Annotated in this window: 21 protein-coding genes and 1 tRNA gene; 7 read left to right on the forward strand and 15 right to left on the reverse strand. The window is 41.1% G+C overall.

The features are described 5' to 3' along the window. Positions 1-11: 11 nt before the first annotated feature. The 5 genes from nadD to EJ995_RS03535 form a co-directional block, all read right to left on the reverse strand. Entirely contained in the window at positions 12-599 is a 588-nt protein-coding gene (gene nadD, locus EJ995_RS03515) for a nicotinate (nicotinamide) nucleotide adenylyltransferase (protein WP_126445667.1), read from the reverse strand. Then, positions 586-1,185 carry a guanylate kinase gene (gmk, locus tag EJ995_RS03520; RefSeq protein ID WP_126445669.1) on the reverse strand — a complete coding sequence of 200 codons (600 nt, stop codon included), beginning with the start codon at positions 1,183-1,185 and terminating at the stop codon, positions 586-588. The genes nadD and gmk overlap by 14 nt, the downstream gene beginning before the upstream one ends. Further along, complete coding sequence (locus EJ995_RS03525; RefSeq protein ID WP_126445671.1) at positions 1,185-2,051, reverse strand: YicC/YloC family endoribonuclease; 867 nt, start codon at positions 2,049-2,051, stop codon at positions 1,185-1,187. Before EJ995_RS03525 ends, gmk begins: the two co-directional genes overlap by 1 nt. A gap of 41 nt (positions 2,052-2,092) precedes the next feature. After that, positions 2,093-2,692: a Crp/Fnr family transcriptional regulator gene (locus tag EJ995_RS03530; protein WP_126445673.1), complete on the reverse strand. Its 600-nt coding sequence runs from the start codon at positions 2,690-2,692 to the stop codon at positions 2,093-2,095. A gap of 63 nt (positions 2,693-2,755) precedes the next feature. Next, positions 2,756-3,775: a bestrophin family protein gene (locus EJ995_RS03535; protein ID WP_126445675.1), complete on the reverse strand. Its 1,020-nt coding sequence runs from the start codon at positions 3,773-3,775 to the stop codon at positions 2,756-2,758. Between the two features lie 42 nt (positions 3,776-3,817). On the opposite strand from EJ995_RS03535, the gene EJ995_RS03540 reads away from it, so the two are divergent. From EJ995_RS03540 to hemF, 5 genes are read left to right on the forward strand one after another with little or no spacing between them, the layout of a single operon-like run. Next, positions 3,818-4,483: a uroporphyrinogen-III synthase gene (locus tag EJ995_RS03540; protein WP_126445677.1), complete on the forward strand. Its 666-nt coding sequence runs from the start codon at positions 3,818-3,820 to the stop codon at positions 4,481-4,483. Continuing rightward, positions 4,470-5,489, forward strand: coding sequence for a uroporphyrinogen decarboxylase (hemE, locus tag EJ995_RS03545; RefSeq protein WP_126445679.1), 1,020 nt, complete (start codon positions 4,470-4,472; stop codon positions 5,487-5,489). Before EJ995_RS03540 ends, hemE begins: the two co-directional genes overlap by 14 nt. Then, positions 5,489-6,826, forward strand: a complete 1,338-nt coding sequence (locus EJ995_RS03550) for a TrkH family potassium uptake protein (RefSeq protein ID WP_126445681.1) — start codon at positions 5,489-5,491, stop codon at positions 6,824-6,826. Before hemE ends, EJ995_RS03550 begins: the two co-directional genes overlap by 1 nt. Before the next feature lie 2 nt (positions 6,827-6,828). Then, positions 6,829-7,608 carry an EI24 domain-containing protein gene (locus tag EJ995_RS03555; protein ID WP_126445683.1) on the forward strand — a complete coding sequence of 260 codons (780 nt, stop codon included), beginning with the start codon at positions 6,829-6,831 and terminating at the stop codon, positions 7,606-7,608. 3 nt (positions 7,609-7,611) lie between these two features. Then, a complete protein-coding gene (gene hemF, locus EJ995_RS03560) occupies positions 7,612-8,526 on the forward strand; it encodes an oxygen-dependent coproporphyrinogen oxidase (protein ID WP_126445685.1) in 915 nt (304 codons plus the stop codon). On the opposite strand, the gene EJ995_RS03565 is transcribed toward hemF, so the two are convergent. The 3 genes from EJ995_RS03565 to EJ995_RS03570 form a co-directional block, all read right to left on the reverse strand. Continuing rightward, entirely contained in the window at positions 8,523-8,972 is a 450-nt protein-coding gene (locus EJ995_RS03565; RefSeq protein ID WP_126445687.1) for a 6-pyruvoyl trahydropterin synthase family protein, read from the reverse strand. The two genes, hemF and EJ995_RS03565, sit on opposite strands and share 4 nt — an antisense overlap. Next, positions 8,972-9,106, reverse strand: a complete 135-nt coding sequence (locus EJ995_RS13285) for a hypothetical protein (RefSeq protein ID WP_262707152.1) — start codon at positions 9,104-9,106, stop codon at positions 8,972-8,974. Before EJ995_RS13285 ends, EJ995_RS03565 begins: the two co-directional genes overlap by 1 nt. An 84-nt stretch (positions 9,107-9,190) precedes the next feature. After that, positions 9,191-10,522, reverse strand: coding sequence for an MATE family efflux transporter (locus EJ995_RS03570; protein WP_126445689.1), 1,332 nt, complete (start codon positions 10,520-10,522; stop codon positions 9,191-9,193). An 83-nt stretch (positions 10,523-10,605) separates the two neighbouring features. Between EJ995_RS03570 and EJ995_RS03575 the strand changes: the two genes are divergently transcribed. Next, a tRNA-Ala gene (locus EJ995_RS03575) sits at positions 10,606-10,679 on the forward strand. A gap of 127 nt (positions 10,680-10,806) precedes the next feature. On the opposite strand, the gene EJ995_RS03580 is transcribed toward EJ995_RS03575, so the two are convergent. From EJ995_RS03580 to EJ995_RS03605, 6 genes are all read right to left on the reverse strand, one after another. After that, positions 10,807-11,283 carry a YqiA/YcfP family alpha/beta fold hydrolase gene (locus EJ995_RS03580; RefSeq protein WP_126445691.1) on the reverse strand — a complete coding sequence of 159 codons (477 nt, stop codon included), beginning with the start codon at positions 11,281-11,283 and terminating at the stop codon, positions 10,807-10,809. A gap of 49 nt (positions 11,284-11,332) precedes the next feature. Further along, positions 11,333-12,169, reverse strand: a complete 837-nt coding sequence (locus EJ995_RS03585; RefSeq protein WP_126445693.1) for an alpha/beta hydrolase family protein — start codon at positions 12,167-12,169, stop codon at positions 11,333-11,335. After that, the gene (locus tag EJ995_RS03590) at positions 12,169-14,898 is read right to left on the reverse strand and encodes a PD-(D/E)XK nuclease family protein (RefSeq protein ID WP_126445695.1); all 2,730 of its coding nucleotides are present in this window, start codon (positions 14,896-14,898) and stop codon (positions 12,169-12,171) included. The genes EJ995_RS03585 and EJ995_RS03590 overlap by 1 nt, the downstream gene beginning before the upstream one ends. An 84-nt stretch (positions 14,899-14,982) precedes the next feature. Continuing rightward, positions 14,983-16,353 carry an OmpA family protein gene (locus EJ995_RS03595; protein ID WP_126445697.1) on the reverse strand — a complete coding sequence of 457 codons (1,371 nt, stop codon included), beginning with the start codon at positions 16,351-16,353 and terminating at the stop codon, positions 14,983-14,985. A gap of 108 nt (positions 16,354-16,461) precedes the next feature. Beyond that, positions 16,462-17,661 (reverse strand): glycine C-acetyltransferase, encoded by a 1,200-nt coding sequence (gene kbl / locus EJ995_RS03600; protein WP_126445699.1) that lies wholly within the window; start codon positions 17,659-17,661, stop codon positions 16,462-16,464. A gap of 41 nt (positions 17,662-17,702) precedes the next feature. Next, on the reverse strand, positions 17,703-20,852 hold the full coding sequence (locus tag EJ995_RS03605; RefSeq protein ID WP_126445701.1) for a UvrD-helicase domain-containing protein: 3,150 nt from the start codon (positions 20,850-20,852) through the stop codon (positions 17,703-17,705). A 309-nt stretch (positions 20,853-21,161) separates the two neighbouring features. Here EJ995_RS03605 and EJ995_RS03610 point away from each other — a divergent pair, with 309 nt between their 5' ends. Then, positions 21,162-21,770 carry a superoxide dismutase gene (locus EJ995_RS03610; protein WP_126445703.1) on the forward strand — a complete coding sequence of 203 codons (609 nt, stop codon included), beginning with the start codon at positions 21,162-21,164 and terminating at the stop codon, positions 21,768-21,770. A gap of 183 nt (positions 21,771-21,953) precedes the next feature. Here EJ995_RS03610 and EJ995_RS03615 read toward each other — a convergent pair whose 3' ends face one another. Next, entirely contained in the window at positions 21,954-23,852 is a 1,899-nt protein-coding gene (locus EJ995_RS03615) for an amidophosphoribosyltransferase (RefSeq protein WP_126445705.1), read from the reverse strand. Positions 23,853-23,880: the final 28 nt, after the last annotated feature.

The raw sequence follows: 23,880 nt of genomic DNA on the forward strand, positions 1-23,880 counted from the left end.
GGGCGGTTTTTTTATTTGTAGAAATTCATTTCTTCTATGTATCGCTGCACATCATCGTGCATGAAATATCGCAAGTCTTTGCTTGCCGCTATCCCATCGCGTATCATGGTAGATGAGATCTCCATAATAGGTGCCTCAATCCTAGTTATGGATGGATGGTTTTTAAGTTCATCAGGCACGTCACCAGGCGATATTCTAGGGTACACGATGATGCTGTACTCATCCAGAAGTGTTTGATAGTTTTTCCACCGTGGTAGGCTTTTCAAATTATCTTCTCCCATGATAAGTGTAAAATCGTAGTCGGGATATTTTTCAGTTAGATGAGCAAGCGTATTTACCGTGTAGTTAGGTTGTGGTAAATTGAATTCAATATCACTAGGCTTGATCTTATCATAATCATCAACGGCTAGATGCACCATGTGAAGACGCTGTCTATCGTCCAGCAAAGTGTTTTTCTTCTTATGTGGATTATGTGGCGTGACTACCATCCATATTTGATCTAGATCACTATGTTCAACCAGATAATTTGCAATGGCAAGATGGCCTATGTGTATAGGGTTAAAGGTGCCAAAATACAATCCTATCTTACTCTTCTTCATGACTAGCTACTGGAGCGTTTATGTAATCTTGCACGACGCGATAAGCCTTATTTTTTGCCTGATCTAGATCATCATTTTCTATAATGACGTCAAATTGAGGTGCAGTTGCCATTTCGGTACTTGCCTTTGCAACGCGCATGGCGATCTTCTCTTGGCTTTCTGTTTTTCTTTTCTTGAGTCTTATTTGCAGCTCATTGATGGACGGTGGCTTTACAAAAATCGCAATCGTGCGATCAGGAAATTTTTTCTTGAGTCGCAAGCCACCTACCACGTCGATGTCAAAAATGACATTTTTACCTTGAGCCCATAACCTTTCTACCTCAGTCTTGAGTGTGCCATAGAATTGATCTTTATAGACCTCTTCAAACTCTAGGAACTTTTCATCACGTATGCGTTGCTTGAACTCTTTTATACCAAGAAAATAATAATGAACACCATCGATTTCACCTTCACGAGCTTCTCTGGACGCAGCACTTATTGAAAAGGCTAGATTGAGTTCCTCTTGTTTGAGTAAATGTCTTACCAGGGTGGTTTTACCTGCACCAGATGGCGCACTGAATACGATAAGCTTAGGTACGTTATTCATTACAGCACGTTGAGTAGTTGTTCTTTTATTTTTTCCAGCTCATCTTTCATTTGAACCACTAGTTGCTGCATGGCAGCATGGTTTGCCTTGCTACCTATGGTATTGATCTCACGACCTATTTCTTGAGAAATAAAAGCTAGTTTTTTTCCTTGAGATTCCGGAGCATTCATAGTTTCCAGAAAATACTTCAAATGATTTTCTAGCCTTACTTTCTCCTCTGTAATGTCGTATTTCTCTAGGTAATAGATTAGTTCTTGTTCAAAACGATTCTCATCTACCTTTTCCTTAAGATCGATCACAGCTTTTTCTAATCTTGATCGAACATCAGCAAGTCGTGTCACATCTTCTGATAAAATTTGATGAAGTAGATTTTGGATGTTTTGAATTCGTTCATTAAAATCACTTTCCAGAACTTTTCCCTCTTGAGTTCTGAAGGATTGCACTTCTTGCAAGCATTGCGACGCTAGATCTAACACTTTTTGTAGATCATCTTTGGATACCTCGTGACTGCCAGAGGCAAAAATATCTGTAAAACCAGATGCGATTTGGAGTAGGGTAGCATCATCGACACTATCAGTTCCAGGCACTTGTTTAAGTTGCTGGATGTAGCTGGCAAGCTTATCGGGATCTAATGCCTCTACATTGCTGCTATCCGTGCTTTCTACATGCAGTGAGAAATCTATCTTACCACGTTTAAGCAGTGATGCGATGAGCTTTCTTATTTCTAGCTCTTTACCGCGGTAGTCTGACGGCATGCGCATATTGAGATCGATATTCTTGCTGTTGAGCGTGCGTATCTCAATAGTGATCTTATGTGATGAGGTTTGAGTGACTGTCTTCCCATAGCCAGTCATAGAGGTAATCATGCAATCTATTTTAGACTGTCAAAGATAATTTAAACTAGCAGCTAGTTAAAATCATATTCCTCGTCTGCAATCTTGTTGCGCAATCTACTTAATGATTGTTGTCTAATGCCTAGATAAGAGGCGATATCCTTGAGAGGTAAGCGCTCCTCAATCTCGCTAAAACGCTCCATGAACTTCAAATATCTTTCAGTCGCGTCACGAGTTATCATCCTTGCTTTTTCATCCAGCATATTGTGATAACGTTGCAGCATCAATTTGTGAAATGCTGGCGAGAGGCCTGGATACAATTTATTCATGTATTCAAAATCTTGATATTTAAAACACATGACTTCACCTGCTTCAACACAAGAAATTTGAAGATTAGAAGGCGTTTGATCTATAAAGCTGTACATCGATGTCATGACATCATTATCTGCCACAAAGCGTATGGTGTGCATTTCTCCTTTTTCATCTATAATACTGCCCTTAAGTATTCCAGATTTAATAAAGTAGATATTGTCGCATACCTCACCTAGATGTAGTAAGATTTGCTTCTTCTTTACTTTAACGACCTCCAGCATACTGAAGATCTCATTTGCATAAGTTAAAGAAGGCCTATCACCATCGCCCGTTAGATCGTGAAGGAATTCTGGTAGTTCCATTTAGTTACTCTTTTCACTGACAAAGATGATAAATCTTAGTTGTATAAACAACATATATTGAGATTAATACAAGATACTGTCCTTAGGCTCAACAGGTTCGGGAAGCTCTTTCTCATCAAGAATGTCACGCAAATCAATCTCTATTGTCCTACATAAAGCCGTCATAGGGACATCATTTATTCTACCTTCAAACGGGTCTTCACTGTTATCACCCACTACTTCCATGGTACTAAAAATCCACATGACCAACACAGAAAATGGAATTTGTAGGAAAATGAACCACGGTTGCATATCAGGATCGAGAATGGAAGTGGTGTGCTCGTCAAAAACGTTGAGCATACCAAAAGGTAGCAGCAGGATGAAAATCCACGTAAAAACCTTGGTAAAATAGCCATATTGTCTAGGGAAAGGTGTGTTTTTAATACGCTCGCATTTACCCTGTAGATTATAGAATTCTTCTAGGCAGCTGTGCATCTGGTCTTCCTGGAACCCATCAAGAACGCCAGCCTTGCGAAGGCGTTGAATAGTTCTCGCTTGATTTTTTACTAGATGCGTGGCTGGATTGACTCTATTCTTAAGATCAGCAAACTCACGCATCGGTACAAAGTTGTAGGCCTCATTACAGGCGATATTACGCTCCGCATGTTTGTCAAACATTTTTTCAATGGCTCTAGTTTCTTTGATCGCCCAGGATTTGGGTTGACGCAATTGTACTCTTAAGGCATTGATCCATGCAATGTGACGGTAGATAAGTTGTTTTTGTTCCTTGTACTGCTGTTCTTCATCGTCCATTTCTATGAAGCTTATTGCTTGTATCGCCCAGGTACGACTATAATTAACGATGCCACCCCAAATTTTACGACCTTCCCAAAATCGATCATAACTCTGACTATTTTTAAAACCTAAGTAAAACGAAACTGCAATACCGATGACGGTTAGTGGCTGGAAAGGAATAGCAAGAAACTTCCATCCTAGGAATTGATAGATGGAGAAAATAACGCCACAATAAACTGTAAAGATTAAAAGATTGAGCCAGCCATATTTGAGAATGATGCTCCACTCAATGTTGCGTTTGATATACATAAGGTCGTGATTGGTTTCGTAAATTTAGCCCATTGATTTTTAATGGCTTCGACACTACTTTCAACGAGATTACTTACCGTAGCGCAACAGGAACTCGTCCTGAATAGTGGTCATGGTCTGGTACATTATGCTTGCCTTGAAATTATAGATCATGAGGTATCGATGATCGATATATCGGCATCTCACATCATAATCACCAGCAGCAATGCAATCACAGCGCTTAAAAAAATCCCTAGAGACCTAATACAACAGGTTTACTGTGTAGGTGAGAAAACTGCAGCGCGAGTAGAGGACATGGGTTTAAAACCAGCTATCGTTTCTAGCAATTCAACACAACTGGCTCACGCCATTTCACAACATCATCCTACACAAGAGTTTCTGTTTCTATGTGGCAAGGATCGACGCGAGGAATTGCCAGCTATTCTCAAGAAGAATAATGTCCTTTTTAAAGAGATAATCGTCTATGAATCGGTGATGGTTCCCAAGAGCTTTGATCGTAAATTTGCAGCAGTTTTGATGTTTAGTCCTCGTGGCGTTTATGCTTTCGCGAAAGCTAATAACGCACAACCAGACAACGTTATATGTATAGGCGAGACGACCGCTCAAGCAGCAAGAGAAATTTATAAGGTCGTGCACGTTGCCACCAAGCATACGGTAGAAAACGTCATAGTAACCGCTATTAAAGTATTGAACAATGATAAAAAATGATTTATTTCTAAGAGCACTGAGAGGTGAAACAGTAGAGCGACCACCAGTGTGGATGATGCGACAGGCCGGACGTTATTTGCCAGATTTCATGAAGCTTAAAGAGAAATATGACTTTTTTACACGTTGCCGCACGCCAGAGCTAGCTACTGAAATTACCGTCATGCCCATTGAACAAATAGGCCCAGATGCTGCGATCTTATTTTCTGATATTCTCGTGATACCACAAGCCATGAATATTGAGGTTGAGATGCGACCTGGTGTAGGTCCATGGTTGCCCAATCCCATAAGAACTGCAGCAGATCTTGACCGTGTGGTCGTGCCAGATGTCAAGGATTCCTTGAGCTATGTGATGCAGGCTATTGATATGACCAAGGATGCTCTCAACGATGAGGTACCGCTCATAGGTTTTGCAGGATCGCCATGGACTATTTTATGTTACTGCGTGCAAGGACAAGGAAGCAAGAATTTTGATAAGGCAAAAGAATTTTGTTTCACCCAGCCGCAAGCAGCGCATGAGTTACTGCAACGCATAACAGATACTACCATAGCTTATTTGATAGAAAAGGTAAATCACGGCGTCAATGCCGTGCAGGTTTTTGATTCTTGGGGTGGCATGTTGTCACCAGTGGATTATCAAGAATTCTCGTGGAAGTACATACAGCAAATCATCAACGCATTGAAACCTTATACTGAGGTGATTGTTTTTGGTAAAGGTTGCTGGTTTGCACTTAACGATATGGCCAAAAGTGGTGCCAGCGCACTAGGCGTCGATTGGACCTGTAGCGCACGCAACGCTCGATATCTTTCGGGTGGTGAAATCACTTTACAAGGAAATTTTGACCCATCACGATTATTCTCACCACCTGCGACCATCAAGAAAATGGTCAAGCAGATGATAGATGAATTTGGTAAGGATAAATTTGTAGCAAACCTAGGTCACGGAATATTGCCCAACATTCCTGTGGAAAATGCGCAAGCCTTTGTGGATGCTGTAAAGGAATATTGATGAGTACGTTCCTGCGCAAATACAACAGGTTCTTGCTGCGCCTATCGCCACAGAGCAATTTGGTGTATGGTTTCTTTATCTATAATCTTATAGGCTTTTTGCTGTTATGTTTGCCTTTTGCGCGCAAAACATCCTTGTCGGTCATTGATGTCTTATTTGCATCTACCAGCGCTATATCTACCACTGGATTGCTGACATTAAGCATGCCAGATGATTTCACCTTTTTTGGGCAGTTTGTGATCATGCTGTTATTTCAAATAGGTGGTATAGGTTACATGACCTTTACCACTTACATACTGCTTAATACTAATAAAAAGGCGAGTGCCTGGCGCCAGCGCATCCTAAGCGCAGCTTTTTCATTGCCGGATTCTTTGAAGCTTAAGCCATTTTTAAAATCTGTAATTGTATTTACTGTGATTTTTGAAGTAATAGGAACTATATTTTTTTACATAGGTTTTGCAGATCAGCCTTGGGGTTTCTGGGAGCGATTGTGGAATAGTTTTTTCCATAGCGTAAGCGCGTTTTGTACTGCTGGTTTTAGTCTGTTCAATTCTGGATTTATTGATTATGTCGGTGATGGCTGGATCAATTTTACCATTAGCTTGCTGGCCATCTCTGGTTCCTTAGGCTTTATCGTGTTTACGGATCTCTGGATGATGGTGAGTAAGAAAAAGCACAAATTAAGCTTCACCTCAAAAATAATCGTCTCGGGTTTTGTGTGCTTATTACTGGCAGGTACCAGTATTATGTATTTTGCAGAGCCTGTCATCGCCAGTCTAAAGGCGCCTGGAAGATTTTATGCGGCTTTCTTTCAATCCATGTCTGCGATGACAACGGTAGGTTTCAATACATTGGATTTTGGATCTTTTGGACTTGCCATTACCATGATCACCATCTTATTAATGTATATAGGCGCGTCACCTTCAGGAACTTCAGGTGGCTTAAAAATCACAACGTTCATAGCTAGTATTGCCTATCTGCGCAGTAGGCTCAAAAACTGCAAGGATGTTTTGTTCCTCAATCGATTCATACCAGAGCAAAGAGTGCATGTGGCAGTTTCAACCTTTATTTTTTATTTGATGATAAGCTTTTTAGGAATTTTGTTGCTCAGTTTCTCAGAAGATTTCCCGTTAGACCGCATTGCGTTTGAGACCTTATCTGCTCTGGGAACCGTAGGATTGAGTACAGGCATCACAGGGGACTTGACGATTTTTGGTAAGATTGTGATCATTATATTGATGTTTATAGGTCGCTTGGGTGTGTTGACCTTTGGTCTGGCCATAAGCCGCACTTATATTGCTACAAATCATGAAACCAAAGAAGACCTAGCTATTTAACAATGATCAAAAACGCCCTTAAAGCTCTAGCAGATTACAGACATAGCTTCTCACTGATGAGTAAACTCAAGCTGTGGCAATACTTTTTGGTGCCTATGTTGATCAGTTTGCTGTTTGGGATATCTATTATCGCAGCGGCTTACGGATTGTCAGATAATCTAGGTAGGCTGATTGCAAGAATGTGGATCTGGGAAAATGGTCGCGAAGTTGTGGAAACCACCGCAGCCATCGTCAGTGCTTTGCTGATTATCCTATTGGGTTTTATCACCTATAAACACGTGATCATGGCTTTGAGTGCACCTTTCATGTCGCCAGTAAGCGAAAAGATGGAGCGTCACCTTTTTACTGAACTTCATGAGGACATTGTACACAGAAAGACTAGTAATACATCTCAACTCATAAGAGGTTTACGTATCAACTTGCGCAATCTACTTTATGAACTTGCTATTACACTGCCGTTATTATTGCTCAGTTTGATACCTGTGATCGGGATTGTATTTGCGCTTTGCTCTTTTTTTATACAGTCCTATTATGCGGGTTTTGGTAACATGGATTATACGCTAGAGCGTCATTTTAATTATAGGGATGGCGTTCGTTTTGTCAAGAATAATAGATGGTATGCAGTAGGTAATGGAATCGTATTTATGGCTGTGTTGCTGATTCCGGTGGTAGGTATTATCCTTGTTTTACCTCTTTCCGTTACCGCTGCAAGCAAGACAACTCTAGAATTGCTTAGAAAACAAAAACAACTTACAGCCACCGCTCATACTTCAAACAACTAAATTATGCAGTCACAAAAAGATGACTTCTATAAATTCATTACAGAACTTCAGGGCACAATTACATCAAAGCTAGAAGCAGTAGATGGATTAGCTGTTTTTAAAGAAGATCTTTGGGACCGTGCAGAAGGTGGTGGTGGCCGCTCCAGAGTAATCGAGAATGGAGCTGTTTTTGAAAAAGGTGGTGTTAATATTAGTGCGGTGCACGGCGCTTTACCAGCTAGTATGCAAACTTACTTCAATGTGCAGGACGCAGATTTTTATGCGACAGGCCTCAGTCTCGTGATACATCCTGAAAACCCTATGGTGCCTACCGTGCATGCCAACTTCAGGTATTTTGAAATGTACGATAGGACAGGTGCGATGGTGGATTCTTGGTTTGGCGGTGGGCTGGACTTGACGCCTTATTATTTGTTTGATGAGGATGCGATACATTTCCATCAGGTCTGCAAGGACGCCTGTGATCGCCATGAAGTTGCCGATTATGAGAAATTCAAAAAGCGTTGTGATGCTTATTTCCATAATGCACACAGGCATGAGGCTAGAGGTATTGGTGGTTTGTTTTATGATTATTGCCGCCCTACGGATGGTCACAATATGAAGGACTGGCTGGAGTTTCAGATGGATATGGCCTCTCATTTTTTAGATGCTTATGTTCCCATTGTTGAACGTAGAAAAGACATGAAATACTCTCAAGAACAACGCGACTGGCAGGAAATACGTCGCGGTAGATACGTTGAGTTTAATCTGGTTCACGATAAGGGAACCTTATTCGGCCTCAAGACAAACGGCCGCATGGAAAGCATCTTGATGAGTTTGCCACCAGTCGTTCAATGGAAATATGATTATCATCCAGAGGCTGGTAGCGAAGAAGCCAGACTTATAGAGGTTTTACAAAACCCTAAAGACTGGATCGCTTAATTATCACTGGCAAACCACTCTGCATAGCTGGTTTCAGTCTCGCGCAGTCTTAAGGAGTGCAACTGGATATTTACAGGTAATCTGTCCTTGATTTTTTGTGCAAAATCCTGAATCATCATCTCGCTGGTAGGCTGGTAGTCTGCCAGGATTACATCGTGACCGCGGCCAGCAAGTTCTTTGGCAAGTTCCACATGTGGCGAATTTTTATTGAAAACGGTTGCATGATCAAAGGGATCAACGATTTCTTCTTTCACGATTTTTTTCAAGTCGCCAAAATCGATCACCATACCATGTTTCACATGCGACGTATCCATGATAGGTTGACCTATCACGGTCACGGCCAGTTTGTAACTGTGCCCATGAACATTGCGACATTTACCATCATAACCGTGTAGGGCATGACCGCTCTCAAACGTGAATTCCTTGGTAATACGTACGTTTCCCATTATCTATTCTTAAAAAATTTCTTGTAGATGAGCACCACGATCAATACAATGGCAATGATTAGAAATATACCGACGCCACCCATGAATCTTGATAACTGTATGAACCAGTTTTCTTCCAGCAATAATGCAATCATGTCTTTAATTTGTGCAAAGATAGTTAGTTTGAATAGTGTTTTTTGAGGTTGTCACGCTTTCGCGAAAGCAAAATATCCATCCATCTATCCTGCAAGAGACTTGATTTGTTTCTTGAATTTAATGTGCAAAATAATGGCACGACCCATCATCCATAGGAAGAATGCGATCCAGATGGCTTTTAATTCCAGGCCGAAATAGTCCAGCGTGTAAATCGCAGGAATAAATAAGGCAACGGTCACGACCAGCAGCAAATTGCGCAGGTAGGACGCCTCGCCCCAACCTTTGAAGATGCCATCATAGACAAAGGCCACGGCATTGATGGGCTGCATCAATAGGATGATGAAAAAGGTTTCTATGAACAGACTTATGACCAGTCGATCATCAGTAAACCAGCCACCAATATAGTTGTACAATATGGTGAGAATCCCAACCAAAACTGTGGCGACCACCACGGCAAACGTATTTGTTTTTCTGGCAAGTTCCCGTAAACCATTTCCATCACGTGCGCCCATGAGCCTACCGCCTATGGCGTTACCGGCATTGGCAAAGCCGTCAATAAAGAAAGAAAAGAACAACCAGATATTCATCAAAATAGCGTGTGTTGCCGCCACTTCTACACCATAATCATTGGCAAACCTGTAGGATAGGTAGATGCAAACGTTGATCGCTACGGTGCGCAGGAAAAAGTTGAGCGTCAAGAGTATGTGACGTTTAAGGTTAGGGTGTGGTTTCCAGTCCAGGCTCAACGAAAAATCGGTTTTCTTGAAAAAGAAATAGATGGCAACCGCAAGCATGGTAGCTTGTGCGATCAGACTGGCTAATGCCGCACCTGTCAGTCCCATAGGATCTAGGATATCTTGAATGCCGTAAACCAGTAGGTAGTCTAGAACAACATTTACCAAAGCTCCAGCTATACTGGCTGTCATGGCCCAGCTAGTATTTTGCAAGCCTCTGAAAATCCCGAAAATCGCAAAAGCACTTAATGTCATAGGAAAACCTATTGCTCTGATTTGGTAATATCCAGCCGTCATTTCAAGTACTTCACCTTGAGCGTTGTAGAGATCAAAGATGAACGTTGCCAGTGGTGCAGTCACTAGATAAATCAGAATACCTAACGAGATATTGATCCAGATCACTTGCGGAATGAGTGCATTGATTTTTTCCAGTTGATTCTCACCCAAAGCTGTTGAGACGATGCTTGAAATAGAGGTTTTGGTCTGTGCGAGCGTCCAGATAATGGCACTTAAAAACGTTCCAGCGAGACCAGCTGCCGCAAGTGCGTTAACCGAGTCGCCATCCATGTTCCCGATCACGGCAATATCTGTGATGCTTATCACAGGCTCTGCAATGCCAGCCAGTATAGCTGGAAACGCAAGTCTTAAGATGTTTTTGGTTGTTACCGTAGGTGCTGTCATGCGTTTACAAACTTACAGCGATTTGAATTTGTATGATGCCGTAAGAATACGGCTGGCAAGACTTATATTTGCGCTTAAATTTTGGGGGATTAGCTCATTTGGCTAGAGCGCTTGCCTGGCAGGCAAGAGGTGACCGGTTCGAATCCGGTATTCTCCACTCTATAAAACGCAATCATTCTGATTGCGTTTTTTTATTCGCGGACCCGTTGGATTCAAAATCCAATGCTTCATAATGTTTTACTTGGGTGATATTTTCTATAAGCACCTTTGAGAAGTGATTTGGATTATGATACTATCAATTCAAAATGCTTTTTTAAAAGCTCAATGGGTGTTCTATGTCCGTTCTCTTCAAAGGTGTGCTTGTAATTGGCATTAGCCTTATTTAAATAGTCAATGGTTTGCGTGGGAATGACGATATCATCTTTTTCGCCTAAAACCACCGTGTGCAGAATTGTAGTGTTAGTTATTCTATCTACTTCTGGCTTTTCTACCTGATTAGGTGCTAGCGATGGATTGAATAGCAGCGTAGGGATACCAAACTTATTACCTAGATGATAGGCGAGATGACCACCCATGGAACTCCCTATGATCAGAGCTACATCATGCTTTTCCAATAAACTTGAAAGCTGCGAAAATATGGTTGATCCTTCTACTTTATAATTTAACGCTGGATGGTAAACATGGTGCCCATTGTCTTTGAGCCAAGAAACCTTGGGTGTCTGATGACTGCTCATGAGTCCATGTAGATAAAGTATGTTCATTTATTGAGTTTTGATCTAATGCTCAAGAATTTTATTTGTTACGCTACTTCTAATTCTCCTTGAGGAAATTAATACTGCACTGCACCGCTAACCGTAAATCTGCTGGTAATAGCTCTGATTGCCATGGGTGTGATGCTCCAAACACATGGTTTGCATTCATAATTAGTGATAACTCAGTCTGGTTGCCAGCTTGATGTAATCGATGTGCATCTTTCACATCAACAGTAGGATCTGCTGTGCCGTGTATGATTAAGTGCGGGACATTAAGTTTACTAGTTGCGTCACGAATATTTAGGTTTTGTTCATTCTCCACAAAGTCCTCATACATCTGATAATTAAATGGCATTTCCTGTTTTGTACGGCCGTTTTTCACGTAGTAGACACCATTTTTTTTCCATTGTTTAAGCTCAGTGCCTTTTGGAAATCGCTCTTGATAATCTGCCACGCCTGCAAGTGTAATGAGTTTTTGAATACGAGAATCGTTAGCTGCTGTGATGGTGGTGATACCACCAGCTCTTGAATGACCCAATAAACTGATTTCCCCTGGATCATATGGCAAATCACTTAATTCCAACCAATTCAAGACGTGCTGTAGATCTTCTAACTCTTTTGAATAGTTGTTCTCGGCAAAAGCTTCCAAGTCTGGAAAGTCAATGGGCTGCTGTGGCGTACCACCGTTATGTGAGAAGTTAAACTTGATGAATAGGAATCCCGCTTTCGCGAAAGCGGAACCCATCAAATCCCATGCGCCCCAATCTTTGAAACCTTTAAGGCCATGACAAAAAATAACGACTGGCAATTGTGATGTAGATTCATGAAATTTATAATCCAATAAAATAGTCTTGCCATCGCTTCCTGCGATCTCAACATTGCTTCTAGTGTTCATCATACTTCTTTTTCTGTAAGTGGTTGGTTCATATCAAACAGTTCTTTGATGAGTGCGATGAGTTGTTGTTCAAACCTGTCCAATACCTCATGGTCGATGGAAGACTTAATCACTGTTCTTCCTTGTTTCTCAGTAAATGAGATCAATCCATCGCTGAATTTTTTAAAACTAATGATGCCACCTGTTGCCGTGTCAAAAACCTCCTTTTTTGAGTAGAGGTATGCGTACATGAGTACTTGGAAGGCTTTGGCGCGTTCATAGTCAGTTATCAGCGCCTCATAATCAGCTGGATCGACTGACACTTGAGTCTTAGTGGCATTACCTGATTTGTAATCAATAATTCTAAGCTCACCATCTACTGTATCAATTCTATCCACTTTACCATGTAGTTTAACTTGTCCTATCTCAGGAATATCTATTACGGTTTCTAGTTGTTGTTCAACACTTTTAATGATCAATTCTTTGCCTTGTTTGACAAGATCTGCATCTGCTGCGACCATCATTTTTATGTAATGATGCGACACTTCATAGATCAATTTATTCTTACCCAGTGGCGTGCCACTCGTGTCATAGCACTCTTTGTATGCCTTGTCAAGTTCATGTTTAATACGCTGGCGTATGGCTTTAAAATCTTCATCGATTAAAATCTTGCCTTGCACGGGTTGATACAATTTGTCCAAAGCCTCATGGATGATGTTACCCATCGTGTTAAAGGCAATATCCTCTTCTACATCATCCATTTGCGAGATGCGCATGATCTTTTGTGCAAAAAAATCAACAGGATTGCGTACATAACTAGTCAGCGCTGATGGTGAGAAACCATTTGCGGCAATCTGCTTGAGTCTTTTTAAGTAAGCTTCCGTTTTAGGTACCTCAATAAGTGATGTCGTTACCGGATTTACCTTGCTATAATAATTGATGGATTTGAGTATGTGAGCGTCTGGTTTATCTACTTCTAGCTGTAGCAAGAATCTGCTTTTCTCGCCGCCACCCAGTGTATCGCTCTCTTGATTATAAATAAAGGTGGCGCTGTTGCATCGATGCAACAATCGATAAAAATGGTAGGCATAAATACTGTCTTTATCACTGTAAGTAGGCATACCAAATTGCCTTTTCATCTCATAAGGAATGTATGATGACTGCGATTTTCCTGCTGGCAGCGTACCTTCATTGACAGATAGCATGATGATGTTTTCATAATCCAGCGCCCTTGTTTCCAATACACCCATGATCTGTAATCCTTGAATAGGCTCGCCAATAAAGTCGAGATTTTTAAGCGGCAAAACTTGACGCAGTAAATAAGTGAGTGTCTTGAGGTTCTCAATGTTTTCATGATCTCTAGTAAGAACGGCCAGTTCTTGAATCACTTCTTTCATAGCAAGTAATTGCTCTAGCTGTAAAGGATCTTTGGTTTTACCAACAATGGATTTTTTTAAGAGCTCAATCAACTCAAAACAACGTTCAATGATTTGTTGTGGTTGGGTTATAGTATTGAGTAGCAAACTAATCGCCGTGTCTTCCTTGAGGTCAAAAGCATCGTTGGTCACATAAATAATGTTCTTTTCTCTGATGACCTTGAGTAGCTTTTGGCTTTCTACTGGCGACAGCAAATTCACAAAGGGACTTTCTAAAACCCTAACAACATTCTTAAAATAGAATCCTTGATCTGTTCTCTCTCGATGTAACTTGAATAAATCCTTGAATAGTGTCGCGATAGGCAACTTGTCAAGGCTCAAGCCCATTGTGACATTATAGTTGCTAACATTCTTGGGTAATGCCTGTAAAAATGGTAGGAGCAACTGCTCGTCAGCTAATATGATAGCCGTTTTTTTGAGTTCATCTGGCTCGTAATGTGATATCAATTCACTTGCCGCTTGTACCATACCTAAGTTGCCGGTAGCTCCAATAACTTTTAGATTCTTAGATCCAGAGTAATTTTGCCTGATTTGCTCAAATGGATGTGATTCATAAAACTTCCAGTTGGATTTGAACTCACGCATAAATTTGCTCGCCTCATGGTAGTTGCGATCTATGAAATAGGCATCTGCATCCCAGAATATGGAGGCTTGTTTATCTTCTAGCAGCTGCTGTACGATTTGCGACTCTGCGGTGTTGAGTGCATTGAGACCTAGAAAAATGTAATTGTTTTGTAAAGTTGTTTTTGAGGATTTTGCTTTCGCGAAAGCTAACCTATAAGCCAGCCCTTGATAAGCAATATCATTTTGTTTACAAACGTCTACCATTGCGCGATAGTAGCGGTGTAGTTTCTTCCAAAAGTCAAGATAGTTAGTGACCATAGGAGTTTTGGTAGCGTCTAGTGACCAGTGGCTTGTGGTGTCTAGCGCCTTGTAATTTCCTAGGTAATTGAAAAATCCTTCTGGATCGACCAGGTAGCGATCTATCTCGTTGAAGTCTTTTAAAATAGTAGGTGCCCAGCCTATAAATGCCTCAAAGCTATCTTGTTTCTCTTTGGGTTCCACGTCTAGGTAAGCTTTGTAGAAATAAGGTAGTATCTCTAAATCGGGTAGTATTTGAACTTGAGATAATTGCTCTACAAATTCCTGGATACTAAGCGTGGTAGGTTCAAAAATAGGTGGGTCAACCCTACTTATGATAGATCTATTGATCATGAGACCTACACGTCTACTGGGAACTACATAGGACTGTTCTAGCAAATTGTTTCCAGCAGCAGTCAAGTCATCAAGCACTTGATCTATAAAAGTGATCATAAACGTAATGTTATATTCCTAAAAATAGGGCATAAAAAAACGCCATCCAGCTGGATGGCGTTTAATTAAATGTTCAACTACTAATTAGTTATCCTTAACTAGGTTGATTTCTGTTCTTCTGTTTTGCTGTCTTCCAGCAGCAGTTTTGTTAGTTGCAATAGGTTGCTCCTCACCAAAACCTTTAGCGGTCAATCTGTCTGGGTCAATACCACCGTTCACTAGGTATCTCATTACAGAGTTTGCTCTCTCATTAGATAATTTAAGGTTGTAAGCGTTAGAACCTGAACTATCTGTGTGTCCTTCAATGAAGAATTCTGAATCTGGATACTTCTCAAGGATATCAATGATATCTTGTAGTGTCTCTGCAGACTCTTGCTTGATTGAAGACTTGTTCAATTCAAACAAGATAGTACGTGCATAAGCGTTTAATTGCTCTTGCTCTTTTACAGTTGGTTCCGCTGGACGTGGGCAACCGTTAAGTTCTGCCACACCAGCCTCATTAGGACATGCGTCATCTTTATCAGCAATACCATCGCCGTCAGTATCAGGACATCCATTGAATTTAGCTAGACCAGCTTCATTAGGACATTCATCATCTTTGTCTGCGATACCATCACCATCAGCATCTGGACAACCATTAAGTGCTGCAAGACCAGCCTCATTAGGACATTCATCGTCTTTGTCTAGGACGCCATCACCATCAGTATCAGGACAACCGTTAGTTTCAGCAGGACCAGCAACTAGAGGACACTCATCCTCGCTGTCTTTGATACCATCACCATCAGTGTCAGGACACCCGTTGAATTCAGGAAGACCTGGAGTCTCTGGACATTCATCCTTGTTGTCAGGAATACCATCACCATCAGTATCTACAGCGCCCCATGCAAACTTCACACCAGCAAAGTGCTGGAAGTGCTTAGGATTTGTATCTTCAAATGCATGCTTATAAGTGGTTTGTAGATTGAAGAAAATGTTGTCAATCAATTTGATATCAAAACCTACAGAACCATTAAAAGTTCCAAAGCTTGATTCGTCACCTAAGAACTGGTAAGAACCACCAACACCTAAATAAGGTCTGAAGATGTCGCCATTCCATAGTTCGTTAAGCTGATATTTCAATCCACCATCAAGACTAACATAAGTTAATTCATCAATTCTCATATCACCTGCACGATCGATCGTGTTAGCAGAAAACGCACCTGTAGCGACAATACCATCACCTACATAGTATCCTACTTCTACACGAGCTGGGATTTCAAGAAAGTTGTAGTGCTCTGTGTTGAAGAATTCATCAAAATATCCTCCTAGTCCTTGATCTTCTTCACCAACTGGGTATAGGTCAATGGCATTAACACCTACGGCTACTGCCCAGCGGTTGCTCTCATCTTGAGCGGTTGCAAAACTAGCAGAGAATAACACTGCAGCTGCAACAAAAATTTGTAATAAGTTTTTCATGTTGGGTTATTTAGGTTTACAAGGCAGCAAAACTAATTATATCACTGCACTTAAAAGTAATATTGATCAAAATTATCCTAATGAGCAAAAATCAGGGGTAATAATTTGTTAATTTTTGATAACATCTAGTGATTTCCCTACCTTTTCAAAGGCTTTTACTGCTTTATCTATATGTTCTTTTGAATGTGCGGCGCTTAGTTGAACGCGTATTCTAGCTTTCTCTTTAGGTACCACAGGATAGAAGAACCCTATGACATAAATACCTTCTTCTAGAAGCATGTCTGCCATATCCTGAGAAAGTTTTGCGTCATACAACATCACAGGTACAATAGCGCTCTCGCCATCAACGATATCAAATCCCAGCTGTTGCATTTCTTTCTTGAAATAAGCTGTATTGTCTTGTACCTTTTTTATCAAGTCGGTGCTACTATCAATAAGTTCTAGTGCTTTAATGCTTGCACCAACGATTGATGGAGCTAATGAATTAGAGAACAAGTATGGACGCGATCGCTGTCTCAGTATTTCAATTACCTCTCTATTGGCACAAGTATAGCCACCCATGGCGCCACCTAGGGCTTTTCCTAGAGTTCCTGTAACAATGTCAATGCGACCTAGAACGTTTTTGGCCTCAAGACTACCGCGACCGGTATCTCCTAAGAATCCAGCGGCGTGACATTCATCTACCATGACAAGAGCGTCATATTTATCTGCCAGATCACAAATTTTGTCAAGCGGTGCAAGAATACCGTCCATACTGAAAACACCATCAGTAACAATTACTTTGTGGCGAGCACCATTTTCATTTGCTGCAATCAATTGCTTCTCAAGATCTGCCATGTCTGCGCTAGCATATCTGTAGCGAGCGGCTTTACATAAACGAACGCCATCAATGATCGACGCATGATTGAGTGAATCAGAGATAATAGCATCTTCCTTAGTCAATAGTGGTTCAAAAACACCAGCGTTGGCATCAAAACAAGCAGCATAAAGTATAGTGTCTTCCATACCATAAAATGCAGCAAGTTTTTGCTCTAATTCTTTATGGATGTCTTGAGTACCACAAATAAAACGCACGCTACTCATCCCAAATCCATGAGTATCAAGTGTATCCTTTGCTGCCTGGATAACCTCTGGATGTGAGGAAAGTCCTAGATAATTATTTGCACAAAAATTAAGAACCTCACTTCCATCATCAAGTGTAATAACTGCGTCTTGAGGTGATGTAATGATGCGCTCTTTCTTAAAAAGACCGTCCTCTTTTATCTGTGCGATTTCCTGTTGTAAGTGCTCTTTTATTTTACCGTACATGGATGTTGTTATTTATTGCAAAGATATAATCTGCAGGCTTGTTAGTCCCATTTCTCCACCTGCATCTTATCGGTGTAAACAAGGATACGATCGCCTGTCTCAAATCCCAATTGCTGCATTAAATTCATGTAGCCATTTACCTGACTCTTATGATCGTTACTGGGTTCACCTGTTTTATAGTCTATTATAGTAGCTTGATTATTATCAAATATGACACGATCTGGAATAGCTTTATGCCCATCTGGCAGTAAAATGGATTTTTCATTTAAAGCATTAATCCCATTGCTATAATAATCGCTTAATTCTGGATGCTGGACAACTGCCGCTATTGCTTTTTTGAATTCTGCTTTTTGATCATGTGATAGACTGTGGTCACGATCGATTCGAGAAGATACGCTATCTAGGTCATCTATGGTATTGATCAAGGACAAGTAAAAGTGTAGCTGTGTTCCTTTATCTATGGCTTCCAGTGCATCGTCTGCCCATAATTTTCCTTTTCTTGTGGATAGTTCTGGTTGTTGATTGCCGTCGCGCACGTTATAAGATTCTACAAGTACGCTGGCTTGCTTTTCTTCCACTTCAGTCTTTCTAGCGGGATTACCCCTAGAATAAATTATGCTTCCGGATTCAGTTTTATTCTGCCAATCATGGCTAGTAATGTATTGCGTCAATAAACTTGAGTATGTTTCTTTTTTACCGTCCTTGTCTGTTGCAAGAATATATAACTGCTCTGCGGCACGAGTAAAAGCAACATATAAGGTGTTTATTTGATCCATTTCTACACGTGCCATGTGTTCGCGATAAAGTAACGGCGCTGGTTCTGGATAGGATTCACACTCTTGTTTCAACGAGATATAAACATGATCAAATCCAGAAAACTCTACTGCGTCAACAGGCAACCAGCCATGTGCGTCACGTGATTCATCGATTTGCTCGTCACAGTATGGCACGATGACTACGGGAAACTCTAATCCTTTTGCCTTATGAATGGTCATTATGGTCACGGCTTCTGGATCTTGAGCCGCTGGGACGCTCAACGATGATTGCTTGAACTCCCATTGCTCGATAAAGCTTGATAAACTGCTTTCAAATCCTTGTGAGAACTCATAAACATGTTCTAGGAACGCCTGCAGCCTGATGTCGTAATCCTGATTTAATTGCAATCTGGCGACTACTTTTTCTGTGGCTTGAAATAAGTTAGCTTTCGCGAAAGCTGAAAAAACATCATCATCGCCACTAGTCAAAGAGCTGCTAATTTTCTCTAGACTTTTTGACAAATGGGCGTCTATGAAAGAATGAATATCCTCGATCTTTTCAAGCTGCGCATACTGCATCAAAAAATGGAACAACGGCTCTTGCTGTGTTGGGAATTGGCTTACTCGCATGATAGCGATGAGCAACTGGACTTTGGGCGAGGCCGCTACCATAAGACTATCTGCAGATACCACATTCATGCTTTGCGACACAAGATACCTAGCCAGTTCATCGCCCTGTTTTTTCTTGCGTACCAACACACAGATCTCATCAGGTCGATAGCCTTGTTGGCTGGCAGTCGTGATGCAATTTTTAACGTGTGGCGGATACATTGTCGTGAGGTCTGGATCATCAAAATCGTTTGTCTCACTTTCTGGATCCAGCAAATGATATTCTAGGTAACCACCATCTTTGGAGGTAGGTTCTTGATGTAAATAATTTTCATACAAATCCTCGTAAGCGGCGCCAGACAATAGATTGCCGTAGAATTTGAAAAAGCCATTATTGAAATCAATAATGTTTGAATAGCTGCGCCAGTTAGTTCCTAACGACTGGTTTTTCTTTTGCAGCATGAACAGGTCGTCCTTGTTAAGTATATCAAGAAACTGATCTGCATCGCCGCCGCGCCATCTATAGATAGATTGCTTTGCATCACCTACCAGCATTAGCGAACCGCGAGAGCCATCTTCACGTTCCTGTACTAGTGGGTTTTCAATAAGTGGCATGAGATTACTCCACTGCATGCGGCTGGTATCCTGAAACTCGTCTACAAAGTAGTGGCGATAACGCTCGCCCAATCGTTCATAAATAAAGGGCGCTGGTTGATCTTTTATTTGCGCAGATAACAGCCCATTAAATTCATAGATGGGTACGATTTGCTCTTCATCTTTAATCTTGTCCAGCTCTTGTACAATCTCGTTGAGAAGCGATAAAGGCGTCAAGTTGCGCATGATGTTGGTATGCAGTAAAACGGTACCGTAGGCTCTTGCATAAAAAGTAGCTAGCTCCACAAGATCATCTCGCATCCCTTCAATCTCACTAGTGGCTGCTGCGTTTGCAGCCTTATTGGCGAGAGTTGCTGTCGCCATGTCTTTTACATATCCAGTTTCCGGATTTATGCTAAATAAACCATCAGCACACTGCATGATGAATTTATAGACCCGAGATGCTTTATAGAAGAAGTCGTCAGGCTGTAATCCAGCACTTTGAATACGTCTGGTTATTGATTCAGTTCTCGTTTTGAGTTCTTGTGCTAATGATTCATTTTGTTTATTGAGATTTTTTTTGAGTTGGAGAAAATCGTCAACAGATTTGCTTTTTAATTGCTGCAGGAATACATAGTGATTTTCACTCAGAATAAGTTTTGCGATACTGTGTAAATCGTACTCTATATCCCAACTTTTACCATCATCAATTTTGCTTAAGGTAAAATCTACCAGCAACTGTGTGAGTTGTTTGTCTCTGCCGGCTCTGGATAGCAGGTTATGAATTGCTTTGGATAATAATTGATCGCTGTCCAGCTCAATCTCAAATCCATCAGGAAGCTGTATGTCACGCGCAAAAGTTCTTAGAATCCTATGACTAAAACTATCTATAGTCACAATATCAAAAGCAGCATAATCATGCAATAATCGTTGCTGGATCTTGATGGCTTTTTCCTGCAACTGCTTGTCATCAAAGCCACAAGTTTGCTTGATGTGATCAGCGATTCCTTGCAGGTCTTTTGGTACAGGTTGTTTCGTTAAGTCATTAAGGTTGTCGAGGATGCGCTTTTTCATCTCGCCCACGGCCTTATTAGTAAACGTCACCGCTAGAATATTGCGGTATCCTTGATGATGCGGACTTTTAAACAGCAGCGTCAAGAAATCACGTGCTAGAGTATAGGTTTTACCAGATCCTGCACTGGCACTATAAAAGGTGGTAGAAGCTGTGGACATATCTCAAAGGTAGCATGTTTTTCAGTTGGATTATGAGAAGAAAATAAGATGAGTTTTTGTATTCATTTTTCTCATTATAATAATTGATTTATGATCCAATTCATACCGATGTTTATGCGTGCTGTTACATAAATATTTCATGCCTATTAATAGCGCGTGTAAAGATTCAAGTTCAAGTTCAAGTTCAAGTTTTAGCATTAGCGACTAGTGCCAATGTTTAAGTATATTATAACACGCTGGATTTCACAGCATCGCATTCTGGTAGTAACTTTATATAATTAGAATATTAACCTTAAAAACTAAACGACTATGTCATTTGAGTTACCAAAATTAAACTATGCGTACGACGCGCTAGAGCCACATATAGATGCACAAACCATGGAGATTCACCATTCAAAGCATCACCAAGGCTATACTAATAAATTAAACAATGCCATTGAAGGCACAGATCATGAAGGCAAAACGATAGAGAATATCTTGGCGCACCTTGACATGGATAATAAAGCTGTTAGAAATAACGGTGGTGGCTTTTATAACCACAGATTATTTTGGAATGTAATGTCACCTAACGGTGGTGGACATCCATCAGGAGATTTAAAAACAGCTATCGAGTCTGACTTCGGGAGCTACGAGAATTTCAAGGAAAAATTTGCCGAGGCTGCCAAAGGCCAATTCGGTTCTGGATGGGCATTTCTATGCGTACATGAAGGCGGTAAGCTAGAAGTATGTAGCTGCCCTAACCAAGACAATCCATTAATGCCTAAAACAGGATGTGGTGGCACACCAATTCTTGCGCTTGACGTATGGGAACATGCATACTATCTAAAGTATCAAAACAAGCGCCCAGATTATGTAGAAGCATTCTTCAACGTCATCAACTGGGAAGAAGTTGAAAAACTATATGCACAGAATAAGTAATCTGTAGCTTTGTAAAATTTGAAATCCCATCAAGTTGAGTTGATGGGATTTTTTATGCGTAATCTTATTTCAATCAAATGGCTTAGCATAAGCCTGGTTATAAATCACCCGATATAACCCCGAAATAGCTCGCGACTACGCTCGAGCAAGCATTTTCATTAATAACTAATTACTGACAACTAATCAATAAGCCCTTTCATCGTTACCCTCGTAAAAGTTGATAAAGGCGCGATTGACCACTCGATTACCACCATCAGTAGGATAGTCGCCTGTGAAATACCAGTCACCTAGATTTTTAGGGCAAGCCTTGTGCAGATCTTCTACTGTTTGGTAGATGATTTCGACTTTGGCGTTGATGTCGTCGTCCGTAAGTAGTTCACCTATCTTATCGCTTATTTCTTCATCGGTGAACGGGTCGTATAATTCCTTGACATAATTAATAACGTCACGATCTTCAAATTCTAGCTGCGATTTACATTTATTGTAAATTTCTTCCAGCACCTTACTAGTACCGCGATCCTCATGTAAAGCGAGTGCTGCTTGAAATGCCACGAGACCTTCCAATCGCGCCATATCGATACCATAACAATCTGGATAACGTATTTGTGGTGCGCTGGACACGACTACAATTTTTTTAGGATTTAAGCGATCCATCATCTTTAAAATGGATTTTTTAAGTGTGGTACCTCGCACGATGGAATCGTCGATGATGACCAGATTGTCGCTGGATTTTACCACACCATAGGTCACGTCATAAACGTGTGCCACAAGATCATCACGCGATGAGTCTTCTGTGATGAAGGTTCTCAACTTGGCATCCTTGATCGCTATCTTTTCGGTTCTCAGCTTTCGCGAAAGCGTAACTTCCACCTGCTGCGCCGTGAGTTTTCCTTCACCTGCGAGAATGGCATCACGTTTTTGCTCATTAAGCACTTGATGTGCCGCCTCAATCATACCGTAAAACGAAGTCTCGGCCGTGTTAGGTATGTATGAGAATACGCTATTGTCGATATCGTGATCGATCTTTTCCATGATTTTAGGGAACAGTAGTTTCCCTAGCATCTTGCGTTCTTGGTAGATTTCTGCATCGCTACCGCGAGAAAAGTAGATGCGTTCAAAACTACAAGCCTTGCGTTCAAGCGGCTTGCTGATTTGTTCCAAACTTACTTTACCACTTTTCTTGATGATAATCGCCTTGCCTGGATCCAACTCATGTACCTCGTCAAACGGCGCGTTGAAGGCTGTCTGAATTACTGGTCGCTCACTAGCAACAACCACAACTTCATCATCTTGATAATAATAGGCTGGTCGTATGCCTGCAGGATCACGCAGTAAAAAGGCGTCGCCATGTCCCATGAGGCCACCCATAGCATAGCCACCATCCCAATCGCGGGCACTTTTACGCAGCACTTTGGCAACGTCAAGCTGCTCGGCAATTTTTGGAGAGGCATCGATTTTGGTAAGGCCTTCTGCCTTAAATTTCTTGTAGAGTTTGCGCACTTCACGATCTTGAAAGTGACCTACTTTCTCCATGACGGTTACTGTGTCCGCCATGTCTTTAGGATGCTGACCTAATTCTACTAGCTTATTGAATAACTTGAACACATTAGTCATGTTAAAGTTACCAGCCATGATCAGGTTGCGGTGCATCCAGTTGTTTTGACGCAGAAATGGGTGAACTGACTCGATACTATTCTTACCAAAAGTCCCATAACGCACGTGACCCATGAGCAACTCACCTACATAAGGTATATGCTGTTTTTGGGCGGCGACATTATCCTTGAGCTCTGGTCGTGCCTGCATCTCATCATTGATACGCTCATTGATCTGTGCAAAAATATCTTGAATAGGCTGCGCCTGATTGCTGCGCACTCTTGAGATGTATCGCTGGCCTGGCTTCACATCCAGCTTAATGCTGGCAAATCCAGCGCCGTCCTGACCACGGTTGTGCTGCTTCTCCATCATCAGGTACATTTTATTGATACCATAAAAAGCCGTACCGTATTTTTCTTTGTAAAATTCCAGCGGCTTGAGCAGTCGTATCAGGGCGATACCACATTCATGTTTCAATTGATCACTCATATATTTGGGCAGCGATAGGGTTTAAAAA

This window comes from Nonlabens ponticola (assembly GCF_003966335.1).
Taxonomy (GTDB): domain Bacteria; phylum Bacteroidota; class Bacteroidia; order Flavobacteriales; family Flavobacteriaceae; genus Nonlabens; species Nonlabens ponticola.

Bases quoted from the DNA above. Each gene is read 5' to 3' on its own strand.
- EJ995_RS03535 (WP_126445675.1), bottom strand. From the start codon at position 3,775: ATGTATATCAAACGCAACATTGAGTGGAGCATCATTCTCAAATATGGC.
- EJ995_RS03610 (WP_126445703.1), top strand. From the start codon at position 21,162: ATGTCATTTGAGTTACCAAAATTAAACTATGCGTACGACGCGCTAGAG.
- EJ995_RS03595 (WP_126445697.1), bottom strand. From the start codon at position 16,353: ATGAAAAACTTATTACAAATTTTTGTTGCAGCTGCAGTGTTATTCTCT.
- EJ995_RS03580 (WP_126445691.1), bottom strand. From the start codon at position 11,283: ATGAACATACTTTATCTACATGGACTCATGAGCAGTCATCAGACACCC.
- EJ995_RS03565 (WP_126445687.1), bottom strand. From the start codon at position 8,972: ATGGGAAACGTACGTATTACCAAGGAATTCACGTTTGAGAGCGGTCAT.
- hemE (WP_126445679.1), top strand. From the start codon at position 4,470: ATGATAAAAAATGATTTATTTCTAAGAGCACTGAGAGGTGAAACAGTA.
- nadD (WP_126445667.1), bottom strand. From the start codon at position 599: ATGAAGAAGAGTAAGATAGGATTGTATTTTGGCACCTTTAACCCTATA.
- EJ995_RS03570 (WP_126445689.1), bottom strand. From the start codon at position 10,522: ATGACAGCACCTACGGTAACAACCAAAAACATCTTAAGACTTGCGTTT.
- EJ995_RS03585 (WP_126445693.1), bottom strand. From the start codon at position 12,169: ATGAACACTAGAAGCAATGTTGAGATCGCAGGAAGCGATGGCAAGACT.
- kbl (WP_126445699.1), bottom strand. From the start codon at position 17,661: ATGTACGGTAAAATAAAAGAGCACTTACAACAGGAAATCGCACAGATA.
- EJ995_RS13285 (WP_262707152.1), bottom strand. From the start codon at position 9,106: ATGATTGCATTATTGCTGGAAGAAAACTGGTTCATACAGTTATCAAGA.
- EJ995_RS03540 (WP_126445677.1), top strand. From the start codon at position 3,818: ATGGCTTCGACACTACTTTCAACGAGATTACTTACCGTAGCGCAACAG.
- EJ995_RS03615 (WP_126445705.1), bottom strand. From the start codon at position 23,852: ATGAGTGATCAATTGAAACATGAATGTGGTATCGCCCTGATACGACTG.
- EJ995_RS03525 (WP_126445671.1), bottom strand. From the start codon at position 2,051: ATGATTACCTCTATGACTGGCTATGGGAAGACAGTCACTCAAACCTCA.
- gmk (WP_126445669.1), bottom strand. From the start codon at position 1,185: ATGAATAACGTACCTAAGCTTATCGTATTCAGTGCGCCATCTGGTGCA.
- EJ995_RS03530 (WP_126445673.1), bottom strand. From the start codon at position 2,692: ATGGAACTACCAGAATTCCTTCACGATCTAACGGGCGATGGTGATAGG.
- EJ995_RS03555 (WP_126445683.1), top strand. From the start codon at position 6,829: ATGATCAAAAACGCCCTTAAAGCTCTAGCAGATTACAGACATAGCTTC.
- hemF (WP_126445685.1), top strand. From the start codon at position 7,612: ATGCAGTCACAAAAAGATGACTTCTATAAATTCATTACAGAACTTCAG.
- EJ995_RS03590 (WP_126445695.1), bottom strand. From the start codon at position 14,898: ATGATCACTTTTATAGATCAAGTGCTTGATGACTTGACTGCTGCTGGA.
- EJ995_RS03605 (WP_126445701.1), bottom strand. From the start codon at position 20,852: ATGTCCACAGCTTCTACCACCTTTTATAGTGCCAGTGCAGGATCTGGT.
- EJ995_RS03550 (WP_126445681.1), top strand. From the start codon at position 5,489: ATGAGTACGTTCCTGCGCAAATACAACAGGTTCTTGCTGCGCCTATCG.